General features: G+C 48.8%; 9 protein-coding genes. 7 read left to right on the forward strand and 2 right to left on the reverse strand.

Features of this window, described 5'->3' with window-relative positions; all coding sequences use genetic code 11:
- Positions 1-167: 167 nt before the first annotated feature.
- On the forward strand, positions 168-1,196 hold the full coding sequence (locus tag AC1TO8_RS08520) for a LacI family DNA-binding transcriptional regulator (RefSeq protein WP_482055136.1): 1,029 nt from the start codon (positions 168-170) through the stop codon (positions 1,194-1,196).
- Positions 1,197-1,291: 95 nt separating this feature from the next.
- Positions 1,292-1,723: a hypothetical protein gene (locus AC1TO8_RS08525; protein ID WP_482055137.1), complete on the forward strand. Its 432-nt coding sequence runs from the start codon at positions 1,292-1,294 to the stop codon at positions 1,721-1,723.
- A gap of 86 nt (positions 1,724-1,809) precedes the next feature.
- On the opposite strand, the gene AC1TO8_RS08530 is transcribed toward AC1TO8_RS08525, so the two are convergent.
- Positions 1,810-2,955, reverse strand: a complete 1,146-nt coding sequence (locus AC1TO8_RS08530) for a family 8 glycosyl hydrolase (protein ID WP_482055138.1) — start codon at positions 2,953-2,955, stop codon at positions 1,810-1,812.
- Positions 2,956-3,284: 329 nt separating this feature from the next.
- Between AC1TO8_RS08530 and AC1TO8_RS08535 the strand changes: the two genes are divergently transcribed.
- The 5 genes from AC1TO8_RS08535 to AC1TO8_RS08555 all read left to right on the forward strand — a co-directional run bounded on the left by AC1TO8_RS08535 (position 3,285) and on the right by AC1TO8_RS08555 (position 11,134).
- A complete protein-coding gene (locus tag AC1TO8_RS08535) occupies positions 3,285-4,712 on the forward strand; it encodes a family 43 glycosylhydrolase (protein WP_482055139.1) in 1,428 nt (475 codons plus the stop codon).
- A 142-nt stretch (positions 4,713-4,854) separates the two neighbouring features.
- A complete protein-coding gene (locus AC1TO8_RS08540) occupies positions 4,855-7,107 on the forward strand; it encodes a glycoside hydrolase family 95 protein (RefSeq protein ID WP_482055140.1) in 2,253 nt (750 codons plus the stop codon).
- Positions 7,108-7,166: 59 nt separating this feature from the next.
- The gene (locus AC1TO8_RS08545; protein ID WP_482055141.1) at positions 7,167-8,591 is read left to right on the forward strand and encodes a glycoside hydrolase family 43 protein; all 1,425 of its coding nucleotides are present in this window, start codon (positions 7,167-7,169) and stop codon (positions 8,589-8,591) included.
- Positions 8,592-8,795: 204 nt separating this feature from the next.
- Positions 8,796-10,313 (forward strand): carboxylesterase/lipase family protein, encoded by a 1,518-nt coding sequence (locus AC1TO8_RS08550; protein WP_482055142.1) that lies wholly within the window; start codon positions 8,796-8,798, stop codon positions 10,311-10,313.
- A 32-nt stretch (positions 10,314-10,345) separates the two neighbouring features.
- Positions 10,346-11,134: an alpha/beta hydrolase gene (locus tag AC1TO8_RS08555; protein ID WP_482055143.1), complete on the forward strand. Its 789-nt coding sequence runs from the start codon at positions 10,346-10,348 to the stop codon at positions 11,132-11,134.
- Positions 11,135-11,240: 106 nt separating this feature from the next.
- Here the strand turns inward: AC1TO8_RS08555 and AC1TO8_RS08560 are convergent, their stop codons facing one another.
- On the reverse strand, positions 11,241-12,995 hold the full coding sequence (locus tag AC1TO8_RS08560) for a type 2 periplasmic-binding domain-containing protein (protein WP_482055144.1): 1,755 nt from the start codon (positions 12,993-12,995) through the stop codon (positions 11,241-11,243).
- Positions 12,996-13,016: the final 21 nt, after the last annotated feature.

A 13,016-nucleotide genomic window follows, 5' to 3' on the forward strand; every position in this document is an offset into this window, starting at 1 on the left:
AAAATTCGGAACACAGATGTTACATGGTAAAAGCGTCGGAAATACGAATACACCGGCGAATTAGGAGACATCCGGAGGAAGGGTAGAGAACAAGAGGTGCATTCTTGACAATAGCGGTTTCATTCCGTATAAATGGAGTATTACTACTGGGAATGGGACGGATGAGTATGTCAACAATTAAAGAAATCGCGGAACGAACGAAGCTTTCAACAGGGACGGTCTCCATCGTGCTCAACGGCCGCGGCGACGAAATGCGGATTTCGAAAAAAACGCAACAGCTGATTCTGGAAGCTGCGCAGGGAATTGGATATTTGCCCAACGTCTCGGCAAGAAGGCTGAGACAATCGAATGCCCGGAACATTCCGGCCATTGCTACCTTCTGGCCCTCTGACCTTTCATCGGATTTGTTGGGGCGGTTCATTGTGGGTGCTCAGAGCTCGATTCTGGAGCAAGAATTTGAATTCGATATGACAATCCAGCCATACAAGCGGAAGCACATTCACAGAATTAAGGAGATTTGCGACCAAGGCAGCTATCATGGAGCGATATTGACGGGCATCTCCGCTGAGGAGCAACGTTACCTGGAAGATCATCCGTTAAGCGTGCCGACCGTAATCTTTAATCGCAAGAGTAGCAACTATAGCTGCGCCTATGTAGATACGTATGAGATTGGCAGCAAGTCGGCTGAATTGTTCGCGGTCCGCGGCCATAAGAAGGTCGGTACGATTGTGCCGGATTATCTCGTTAATTCGGGGAACAATCTGCGCTTCAGAGGATTTGTCGAGTCGTGCATGAGGTATGGACTCGAACTGGAGGAGCGGCATATCCAATATGCTCCGATGACGATGGAGGGCGGGAATGTGGCAGCCAAGAAGATTGTGGAGGGAGGCGGTGACCTGCCAACCGCGATGTTCTTCCCACTGGGGCTCATGGCCGTCGCAGCCCTTCCTGAATTCCATCGCGCAGGTATCCGAATTCCCGACATGATGGAAATCTTGACGTACGGCGACCATGATGCAGAGAAATACAGCGTTCCGTCCCTTTCGACGGTGAAGCTGCCTGTTGAAGAAATGGCTGACGCATGTATCCGCTTAGTCATGGAGCGGATTCTCGATCCTTCGGGCATACCCAAATCGATCGTATTCGACACGCCGTTCATCTTCCGCGAGTCTTGCGGTGGCTTCGGGCATGAGTAATGAAAGTACTCCCCCCCATATGGCTCAGCGAGCCGCGCTTGATTGTTGGGATGAATTCGTATTTCAAAGTCAAAGGAAAATAAGGAGGTAGGAAAATGACAGAAAATAAAAAAATGTTCATATGGGCTATAATACCATTTGTTTATGGCTTTTTTTCAAACACCTTTGTAATAGTACCTTCATTGTTGACCCAACTTGTCTTTGCAGTCTTTTGGTTCTGGGTCGGAATGAAGATTTCCCGTTTAAGTGGAAACAAAGTTAAGAATTTTTTAATTGGAAATAGTTTTTGGTTACTTTCGTTTTTACTATTTTTATGGCAATTCGTACTTTTAGATGATGAAAGTAGAAGCCTATCATTAGCACTTTTCAGTCAACATTACATGCTTTCATTTATATGGTCAGGTGCAAAAATAACCTCATTTTTTACAGATGTATTGTATGGAACAACTATTACAATCATTGCATACTTTTCTATGTTACTGGTGTTTACGGTTGGTTATCTAGTTGGTAAAGTAAGAGCTAGTTGAATTATTATAAAAAAAGAAATCGTTCCCTTGGGATGGAAGGCGGTGCTTCCATATTAACCAAAGGGCGATTTCTTTTTATTATTTATTTAGGAATAAATACGATAGTTTCCGCTAAGAGCCAGTAAGCTGAAGAAGTATAGGCAGTTGTCGTAATACCGGCGGTCCCCGGTGCGTAGCGGTGTATCCCAGAACAACTTGACGAAATATTCTGCATCCGCTCCATCTGCAGCCAGAGAGGCCATGGCTAGGGTTGAAAGAAGGCCGATAGGATGCAGGGATGGCTCCTCAAAGGGCTGGCCGTCAATAGTGTAGCGCCGGTAATCGGTAACTTCAATGTTTCGGAAAAAATGTTGAATTCGGTTAGACTGCCCCACCTGCCAAGGGTCGCTACGGAACCATTCATAATCCAGCCCGATGTTGGCCGCGACTCGGTAAGCATCACTGAAGAAGTGGCGGAAGTCTCCATGCGGCTGGGGTTCCGTTGGGGTTCCGTCATAGTTGGCATATTCGGGGGAAAGGCCGGTTTCCGGATGGCAAGCCGTATGTAAATAGGCTCTGCTTCGGGCTGCGGCTTCTTTCCAGAAAACGCTATCCTGTTCATCCGCCTGCAGGGCAAATAATTCATAGAAATGCGGCATATGGTAGGAGGGATCACTGAAAGGGGTCTCAGGAATGAATTTAATTAGCTTCGTCTCCGGGTCCCACATTGGATCGCCTTCTCCGTCTTCCCCTTTATGCACACAGGCGCGTAGAATGATTCTGGCCTGCTCGGAATAGTTGAACGGCTCGGCGCCGTCACCCCAGCGCTTGGAGGCAAAGAACAGCGCCATTGCGAAAAATTCTTCCCCGTCCGGCGCCGGACCGGGCGACAGTCGTGTTCCGTCCAACTTGCAGTGCCAGGCAAAATAATCTTTGTATCGTCCTTCCGTATGTTGCATATATACCTTGGCGAACTTCCAGAGCCGGTCGAATTCCTCCTTCTTGTCCATTTGAACAGCCATCATCATCCCGTAGGACATGCCCTCCGTCCGCACATCTGTATTACCTGTATCCACGATATATCCCTTATCGTCATCCATAGGATGGTAGATTCGGACATCGGGCGCACCGTAGAACAATTCGTTCCAGGTGTCGTCAAGCCTTTGCTCGATCGCCTCTTCCGACAATCCGTTCTCCTGAAACAGGTTTCTGTATTCTCCGGTATAGAAGGAGCCTTCTTTAAAGAAATTCATAACAATCCTCCATTGGATAAGTTTTGCCCAAAGTATAACATAACCGGAGGTGTAGAAATTAAAGCATTTCCTTAAAAAATTATAGGTGATTCAGCCTGTCATTCGCTCCACAACTCATTTTTCCGTACATCGCCTATAATCTAAGAATAGATCAATGTTAAGTGGTAATATGTCATGGACTTTATTCAAGTTGCTTTACTATACTGTAAGGGACAATCTGTTAAGCAAGAACAATAACCGGTATTGGATGTGGCATGACGATTGTTCCATGGAAGTGATTGTGCACGCATAAACAGACAAAATTAATAAATGACAAGGGTGAAATGACGATGGAAAAAAAACAAGGATTAAATCCGTATCTCCCATCCTGGGAATATATCCCCGATGGTGAGCCGAATGTTTTTGAAGGCAGAGTGTATATATATGGCTCGCATGATCGTTTTAACGGGCATGCTTTTTGTTTGAACGATTATGTATGCTGGTCTGCGCCGGAGGACAATCTGGCCGATTGGCAGTATGAGGGCGTAATCTATCAGACTACGGATGACCCTCTTAATCCGGAAGGCAACATGTGCCTGTATGCTCCCGATGTTACGGTGGGACCGGACGGGCGGTATTATCTCTATTATGTGCTTGACAAGGTTCCCGTCGTTTCGGTGGCTGTCTGCGACAAGCCGGGCGGTAAGTATGTGTTCTACGGCTATGTAAGATATGCCGATGGAACACGTTTGGGGGAGAGAGAAGGCGACGAGCCGCAGTTTGACCCAGGCGTGCTGACCGAAGGAGAGAACACCTATCTGTACACCGGATTCTGCGCGTTTGGAGACCAATCCCGACATGGCGCAATCGCAACGGTGCTTGGCCCGGATATGCTCACGATTATCGAAGAACCTGTATTTGTTGCGCCGAGCCAGCCTTACAGCAAGGGAAGTGGATTCGAAGGATATGAGTTCTTTGAAGCTCCTTCTATCCGCAAAAGGGGAGATACCTATTACCTTATCTATTCCTCTATTTCCATGCATGAACTGTGCTATGCGACCAGTCAGCATCCGACCAGAGACTTCACATACCAGGGAGTCATTGTAAGCAATTGTGATCTTCATATTGATACGTACAAGCCGGCGAACCAACCGATGTATTATGGCGGCAATAATCATGGCAGCATTGTTGAAATCAACGGTGAATGGTACGTTTTTTATCACAGGCACACCAACGGTACGGCATTCTGCCGACAGGGCTGTATCGAGCGAATCGAATTCCGAGAGGATGGAATTATTCCACAGGTGGAGATCACATCCTGCGGTTCGAACGGAGGGCCACTTGAAGGCCGGGGGGAATATCCGGCATACCTGGCCTGCCATTTGTTCTGCAGTGATGAGGAAATGTATACGGGTGGTTTTGGCCCTACTGGAGCGTGGATGGACAGCCGTTTTCCGAAGATTACCCAGGACGGCAGAGATGGTGACGAAGAAATCGGCTATATTGCCAATATGACAGATTCGGCTACGGCCGGGTTTAAATATTTTGCGTGTGAGGGAGTCACTAGAGTCAAAATCAAGGTGCGCGGATATTGCCAAGGTGCGTTTGAAGTAAAAACGTCGTGGGACGGACCGGCTATTGGAAGGATACCGGTAGGCTTCACAAATGTCTGGAAGGAATACGCTGCGGAAGTGGCCATTCCTGACGGCGTGCAAGCGTTGTATTTTACGTATACCGGCAACGGCAGCGCCGCTCTGGCCTCAATTACTTTGGAATAACTAAGAGGGGGTTCTGAATTGTTGCTGTGATGTACCGGTATAACATAAGCGCGGACCAGTATAAGACTGCCGCAATCCATTTTTATGATTCTTTGTGCGGAAGAACACTTGCTAGCTAGAAGATTAAAGGAGTGTGCCAATTATGATAAACACGGGACACAGGCAGCGATTGTGGTACAGCCAACCTGCAGGAGAGTGGAACGAGGCATTACCGATAGGGAATGGGCGGTTCGGTGCCATGATTTTTGGCGGTACGGCCGAAGAGAAGCTGCAGCTAAATGAGGATTCCGTGTGGTATGGAGGTTCGCGCGATCGAAACAACGAGGATGCGCTGCTTCATTTGCCCGAGATTCGTAAGCTGATTATGGAGGGAAGGCTGCGGGAGGCGGAGGAGTTGGCAGCAATGTCGATGGCAGGACTTCCTGAAGCGCAACGGCACTATTTGCCGCTTGGCGAATTGCTGCTGTCGTTTGGAGGCCACGGGCAGCCTGTCGAGGACTACAGGAGAGTGCTGGATTTGGAGCACGGCGTTTCCCGGATCAAGTACCGAATCGGCGAGGTGAGTTATACCCGCGAAATGTTTGCTAGCTACCCGGATCAGGCCATTGTCATACGAATCTCCACCGACAATAAGGATGGAATATCCTTAAAGGCGAGGTTTAACCGCCACAACTGGAGATATCTGGAGAAAACGAGAAAGTGGCAGAACAATGGTCTGGTTATGAGCGGTGATTGCGGCGGCAAAGAGGGTAGCTCCTTTGCCGCTGTCCTGAAGGCAGTCACGGAAGACGGCCTCTGCCGAACCGTCGGCGAGTATTTGCTTGTGGATGGGGCAAGCTCGGTTACGCTGCTGCTTGCCGCAGGAACCTCGTTCCGCCATCCTGATCCGGACCTTTACGCCAAAAGACGGCTGCTGGAACTGAGTCAGGTTCCCTATGAAGAGCTACTGGCCCGGCATACCGCAGATTACCGCGGACTGTATGGGCGGGTGGAGCTGATGCTGCCAGAGAACCCGCACCAGAGCGAGTTGCCGACCGACGAGCGGCTGAAGCGGTTTCAGAAGGGGGAGGAGGACAATGGTCTGATAGCGACCTATTTCCAGTATGGCCGCTATCTGCTGATCTCTTCCAGCCGTCAAGGCTCCTTGCCCGCAAATTTGCAGGGTATCTGGAATGACAGCTTCACCCCGGCCTGGGACAGCAAATTCACGATCAATATCAATGCGCAAATGAATTATTGGCCTGTAGAAATCTGTAACCTGGCTGAATGCCATGAGCCTTTGTTTGATCTGGTTGAGCGGATGAGGGAACCGGGGAGGGTCACGGCCAGGGTCATGTACGGTTGCCGGGGGTTCACGGCGCATCACAATACGGATATCTGGGCAGACACGGCGCCGCAGGATACCTACTTGCCGGCTTCCTTTTGGCCGCTGGGTGCCGCCTGGCTGTGTCTGCATTTCTGGGAGCATTACCAGTTCAGTCAGGACCGTTATTTCCTGGCGCAGGCGTATGAGACGATGAAGGAGGCGGCACAGTTTCTGCTTGATTATTTAATGGAAGACGCCAAAGGCCGTCTGATAACCTGCCCTTCCGTCTCCCCTGAGAATACCTATAAGCTGCCAAACGGTGAGTCAGGAGTGCTCTGCGCAGGGGCTTCGATGGATTTTCAAATTATAGAAGCGCTGTTTGGTGCCTGCATCCGCAGTGCAGAGATTATCGGTGTGGACGAGGCGTTCCGCGAAGAACTCGCTTCCGCTCTGGAGCGTCTTCCCAAACCGCAAATCGGAAAGTATGGCCAGATCCAGGAGTGGATGGAGGATTATGAAGAGGTGGAGCCGGGGCATCGCCACATCTCCCATCTCTTTGCGCTTTATCCCGGCGAAGCAATCAGCTTGGAGCATACGCCGGAATTGGCTCAAGCTGCGCGTACAACACTGGAACGCAGGCTTGCGAACGGCGGTGGTCACACCGGCTGGAGCCGGGCCTGGATTATTAACTTTTGGGCCAGATTGAAGGATCAGGACAAGGCCTATGCCAATGTCCGGGCTCTTTTACAGCATTCAACGCTGCCTAACCTGTTTGATAACCATCCGCCATTTCAGATAGACGGAAATTTTGGAGGGACGGCGGGGATTGCCGAGATGCTGCTGCAAAGTCACACCGAAAAGATTATGCTGCTGCCCGCTTTGCCGCAAAGCTGGAGCGAGGGAAGCGTCAAGGGTCTGCGGGCAAGGGGTGGATATACCCTCGATTTTTCCTGGACAGAGGGGCTTGTTACTGAAGCGATTGTAACTTGCACAGTTTCTGGCCATTGTCGCTTAGATGCTCCCGGCCTTGCCCCCGTTTCGTTCACAGGACAAGCCGGGTGCTCCTATACGTTCACATCAAAGGGATAAATATGATGGAACCCTTGGCCTAATGAAGTTTGAATATATAAAAAAATGGAGGAAATCAAATGACATTTCAATTGAATCAAGCAATCGGAAAGGTTCCGCCTAATGGTAATCCGGTAGTTGCAAACAGATATGGGGCCGATCCATATGTATTGGTGTTCGAAGACCGGGTCTATCTGTACATGACCAATGACGCGCTGGAGTACGACGGAAACGGTGTGGTAAAAGAAAACACTTACAGCAGCATCAACAAGATTGCGGTAATTTCCTCTAGTGATTTGGTCAACTGGACCGATCATGGCGAAATTGCGGTTGCAGGACCGGAAGGGGCGGCTAAATGGGCTACCCAATCATGGGCGCCTGCAGCGGTCCATAAGGTGATCGACGGCAAGAATAAATTTTTTCTGTATTTCGCCAATAATGCCAGCGGCATTGGCGTTTTGTCGAGCGACAGTCCGGTGGGGCCATGGATTGATCCTATCGGTGAGGCACTCATTTTGCGTTCGACTCCGGGAGTTGAGGACGTCACTTGGCTTTTCGACCCGGCGGTTCTGGTTGATGATGACGGCAAGGGGTATATCTATTTCGGAGGCGGAGTGCCGGAAGGAGAATACGCAGAGCCAGGTACGGCACGGGTGATGAAGCTTGGAGATGATATGACCAGCGTAGTGGGGACTGCAGAGGTTATTCCTGCCCCGTTCATGTTCGAGGATGCCGGAATACATAAACGGGAAGGTGTCTACTATTATACCTACTGCTCAAATTTCTATGATGGGGAACGTCCGGAGGGCAGCCCTCCTGCGGGAGAGATTGCGTATATGACGAGCGACAAACCGATGGGTCCCTGGATATATCATGAGACGATATTAAAGAATCCGGGACACTTTTTCGAAGTGTCAGGCAATAACCATCATGCGATTTTCCAATTTCATGACGTATGGTATATCGCCTATCACGCACAAACCTTGTCCAAAGCACAGGGGATTGCGAACGGCTACCGTTCGACGCATCTCAACCGCCTTAATCATAACGAAGATGGTTCCATTCGGGAGGTTGAAGCAGACTATAAAGGTGTGAAGCAAATCCAATTCTTAAGCCCTTATCAACGCGTGCCAGCGGCTACGATAGGGTGGAGTGCAGGCGTATATACGGAAACTCATGCAGACCTGGGACAACGAAGAGTAACGGGAATTGACAATGGCGACTGGATTGGATTATCAGGGGTAGATTTCAGTAAAGGTGCTGTGGCATTCAGTGCTTCTGTCATAAGCCTTGAGGGCAGCGGAACTATTGAACTTCATCTGGATGACCCGGCAGGTCTATTGATTGGCGAACTGTCGGTTCCCGCTGCCAATGGGCCGGAACAACAGGTGGAGTTCATGACGGAGGTTAGCGGAGCAGAAGGGACCCGCGATTTGTATCTGGTGTTTACGGGTAAGACCGGGACAGAATTATTTAAGCTCGTATCATGGCAGTTTATGGAGTAGAGGAATTCATCCTAGGAAAATTATTTTGGACGATGATCTGGGCTACCATAATAACGATGTGGCGCAAGGTGGCATTGGCTTGTCATTTCTTCGGATAGATCAATTAATGGTCAGTAAATATCATTGTTTGAATTTCAGGGTTTCTCTATAGTTTATATCGTAAAACAGTCAAGAAAGCGCTTTTATTCCGGGAGGAGAATAAATATGTTAAGAGTAGTACGTGTTGAAAGTGGTATTGTTCAAGGACTATCGGCGGCTGATCCGCGTATTACCAGCTTTAAGGGAATTCCGTTTGCGGCCCCGCCTGTGGGGGAGAACCGCTGGCGTGCTCCCCAGCCTGTGCACAACTGGGAAGGGAAATTGAAAGCACATGATTTTGCCCCCATTTCCATGCAGGCCCCGACCGTCATAGATGTGAATAATATTTATTCCCGCGAATGGTCGGTCGATCCGGATCTTCCGATGAATGAGGACTGTCTTTACCTGAATGTCTGGACACCGGCCGTCAGTGCTGATGAGAAGCTTCCTGTATTTGTATGGTATTTTGGCGGAGGATTTCAGGTGGGTCATACGGCCGAAATGGAGTTTGACGGCGAACGTATTGCCCGCCGGGGGATTGTTGTAGTAACCATAAATTACCGTCTGAACGCATTTGGCTTTTTGAGCCATCCCGAGATTACTGCGGAATCGCCTGATGCTCCCGCGAATTTCGGACATCTGGATCAGCAGGCGGGTACGCAGTGGGTGAAACGCAATATCGCTGCTTTTGGCGGAGATCCTGACCAAATCACGATTGGGGGACAATCTGCAGGCGGCGGAAGTGTGCTGAGCCAGCTGACCTCGCCGCAGAATGATGGGTTGTTTCAGCGGGCCGTCATTATGAGCGGGATCTTTAAATCTTTGTATCCGAACAGTCCGATTCCTCCGCGTAACCAAACCCTCAAGGAGGCAGAAGAGGCGGGGATAGCATTCTTTGAATATCTGGGTGTGTTGAATTTGAAAGAGGCCCGTAAGCTGGATGCCGTATATCTCCGCGATAAAATGCTTGAATACGGGAAGTTCTGGGGAACGGCGGTGGATCAGAAATACTGTGTTGGCAATCCATATAATCTTCTTTTGGAAGGACAGCACCAAAAGGTACCGGTCATGCTGGGAAATACCTCGTCCGAGTTCTTCAGTGTTCCTGACGCCGATAGCGTAGATGAATTCAGAGCCAAGGCTGTTGAAATGTTTGGCGGGGAAGCGGATAAATACCTTAAGCTATGCGCCGTTGATTCAGGAAATCTGGAGGAAATGATCCATAAAGCTTCCGTGAACAATATTGAATATGCGGCACGTGTTGCTGTTAAGGCAAACAGCGATTCCGGCAGCGGTGTCCCGATGTATTATTACAGTTTTGATGCCGACATTCCGGGCTGGGATAATCCTGGTACCTTTCATTCAGTGGATCTGTGGTTTCATTTCGAAACGCTGGCCAAATGCTGGCGGCCTTTTGTGGGTAAGCATTATGATCTTGCCCGCCAAATGTGCAATTATCTATCCTATTTCATTGGAACAGGCAATCCGAACGGCAAAGATTCTACCGGCGAGGAGTTGCCTCTCTGGAAACCGTGTACACCGGAAGAACCTTACGGTATGATTTTTGCAGACAAAGCAGAATTTGTAGAGGAGCCTCCCGGTGAAGTCATGCAATTTCTGGTCGAGCAATATTTCAAGGAGTAGTCTATTCATATATAAGAGAGGAATGAGCGACAATGAACGAGAGCCAGCAGAATTATAAGATGCAAACAGCAGCAGCCGGATACGACAAGGAGAGAGAAGGCATTGCCCGGGGGGTGATACAGACCATAGAGTATCCCTCCAGGACACTAGGCAACACCCGGAAGGCAAGGGTATATACGCCGCCAGGTTATTCCGATGGGCAGGAATACAGCGTGTTGTATCTGCTGCACGGGATTGGCGGAGATGAGAATGAGTGGTACACTCACGGCAAGCCCCAGATCATTCTGGATAATCTATATGCTGATCAAATGCTGAAGCCCATGATCGTCGTTCTTCCTAACGGTCGAGCGATGCTGAACGACCGGGCGGAAGGGGATATGTTTGCTCCTGACAAAGTACAGGCGTTCGAAACATTCGAGAGAGATTTGCTCCACGATCTTATCCCTTATATTGAAGAGAAATATTCGGTCCGGACAGACCGGATGCACCGCGCCATTGCCGGATTATCCATGGGTGGAGGACAGTCCTTGAATATCGGTCTGAACAATCTGGACCGTTTCGCTTGGATTGGGGCATTTTCCCCGGCTCCCAATACGAAGTTACCCGAGCTGTTGGTCCCGGAACCGCAGAAGACCGCAGAATTGCTCAGTCTGCTTTGGCTATCGTGCGGTGATCTGGACAGTCTCAAGAATGTCAGCGACCGGACGCATGCCTATTTGTCGCAGCATGCCGTGCCGCATATTTGGGTGGAGGAAAATGGCGACCATGATTGGCCGGTCTGGAAGAACGGTTTATATCAGTTCTCCAAGCTTATTTTTTAGCCCACTGCTCAAAAAGGGACGTTCCACACAGACCTGATCCGGCTGTTTGGAACGTCCCTTTTCTTGATTAAATTAGGATATTGCAATCGCTTGGTGTAGCCATGTTTTATTTGCTCGCGACTGCATCAGCACGCAGTTTAACGATTTTTTGAGCTCTTTCCGTATCCACGGCAATGACATCATCCCAACCGAGACCGACCACATCGGTCTTCAGCTTTGTCCAGAGCTGATCGAATTCCGCTTGATCCTTGGCGAATATCATTTTCCATGAAGTGTTCTTAACATAGTCAGAGATCTGGCTTCGTTTATTCTTAACTTCCGACGAATCCGACCCGAGACTTGTATTGATATTTGGTACGATATCGATCATATTGTTGTTCTGATAATACTCTGTCGGGGTGGTTGCATTATAAGTATTCTGCCATTCCTTAGTTAGAGCTGTCTTATTCGCCTCTATGGTTGAGCTCCAATAATTGTTGTTGTAGAATTCACCTGTTTCCGGATCTTCTACAAAATCGCTCATAATCATAGTATTGATCTTGCTCTGACCATCTTGATATCCTCCGCCTCCATACTCGTCAGGAACAGGGGTGTTTTCTTGGAAAGCAGTTTGGCCTACTTTAGTCAAACTATACTTGCCGTCTGCCGTTTTTTCATAATTAAAGCCTTCGAATCCATTGGTATAATAGCGAAGCCCTTCTGGAGATGCCATCCAATCCATGAATTCGATGATTCTTTCAGGCTCTTTCGCTTTCGAACCAACAGCAAATACTCTCCCGTTTCCGAAGAAGGCATCACTATTCTGGATAATGTGGGTATCGGCGATCGGAACGGAAACATTACCGTCCCCTGTATTACCTCTTTCAATAGTGTTGTAGAAGCCTCTTTGCCAGGAATACCATAAGAGCAGAACCTGTTTATTAGTCAGCTTCTCTGAGACTTTATTCCAATCCTGGGATGGTGAGTCAGGGTCAACCAGCCCCATCTGATTGGCGTCATAATAGAACTTTAGAATTTTCTTGTACATACTGTTGTCGTCAACGAGCGGAACGATATCGCCTTTAGCATTTAACAGAATGGTCGAGGTTCCGTCCGGCTGCTCATAGCCATACCAGTTGCTCAACCAACGAACGTTTTCCATACTTCCATTGTCCCAGTCCTTCCAAAGGGTGATCGGAACGATCGTTTTTCCGTCCGGTGTCTTGGGGTATTTCTCCTGCATCTGCTTCAGTGCATCCAGCAGATCAGTCAGATTGTTCAGTTTGGGAGATCCGATTCCCTTGTAATAATCCCAAGGCATAATTGGACTGGAGTAAGGGATTTCTTCCGAGAATGTCGTTGGGGAAGTGTCCGATGTAAAAGTCGGCAAGGCATAGATTTTACCTTCAGGATTTATACTTTCGAATGCAGCATTAAAGGGCTTAAAGTGATTGTCCATATATTTGGACAGGTGCTCCGTATTCTTGATCTTATCCGTGATATCCATAATCATACCCGCCGGTATTAATTCCTCCAACTGACTGTTATCAATAATGAGGAGGTCACCCAGATCTCCCGATGCCGACCTTGTCTTGTATAGCTGATCGCCCGCAACTTGGGGAGCCAGAATATTTAAAGTGATATTGAACTTATCCTTAACGAGCTTTCCGTACCAACCGGTCTGCTCTCCCTGGTAATTTGCTGCGTTGTTGAACACGGTGATGGTCAGAGGTTTACTGTGATCGATTCCTGCACCCGGATCGGCTGACTCGGTTGCATTGTTGGAGTTGCCGCTGCATCCACTGAGTACTGTCATTCCCAGAAGAAGAGTAGTGCCAAAGAGCAACATAGGCTTTCTTACCAGATTACTGTATTTATTCATTTACAGCCCCCCAATTGTTTA

This window comes from Paenibacillus sp. Y859 (genome assembly GCF_056786405.1).

Coding starts and splice junctions, on each gene's coding strand:
- AC1TO8_RS08520 (WP_482055136.1), top strand. CDS start 168: ATGTCAACAATTAAAGAAATCGCGGAACGAACGAAGCTTTCAACAGGG.
- AC1TO8_RS08525 (WP_482055137.1), top strand. CDS start 1,292: ATGACAGAAAATAAAAAAATGTTCATATGGGCTATAATACCATTTGTT.
- AC1TO8_RS08530 (WP_482055138.1), bottom strand. CDS start 2,955: ATGAATTTCTTTAAAGAAGGCTCCTTCTATACCGGAGAATACAGAAAC.
- AC1TO8_RS08535 (WP_482055139.1), top strand. CDS start 3,285: ATGGAAAAAAAACAAGGATTAAATCCGTATCTCCCATCCTGGGAATAT.
- AC1TO8_RS08540 (WP_482055140.1), top strand. CDS start 4,855: ATGATAAACACGGGACACAGGCAGCGATTGTGGTACAGCCAACCTGCA.
- AC1TO8_RS08545 (WP_482055141.1), top strand. CDS start 7,167: ATGACATTTCAATTGAATCAAGCAATCGGAAAGGTTCCGCCTAATGGT.
- AC1TO8_RS08550 (WP_482055142.1), top strand. CDS start 8,796: ATGTTAAGAGTAGTACGTGTTGAAAGTGGTATTGTTCAAGGACTATCG.
- AC1TO8_RS08555 (WP_482055143.1), top strand. CDS start 10,346: ATGAACGAGAGCCAGCAGAATTATAAGATGCAAACAGCAGCAGCCGGA.
- AC1TO8_RS08560 (WP_482055144.1), bottom strand. CDS start 12,995: ATGAATAAATACAGTAATCTGGTAAGAAAGCCTATGTTGCTCTTTGGC.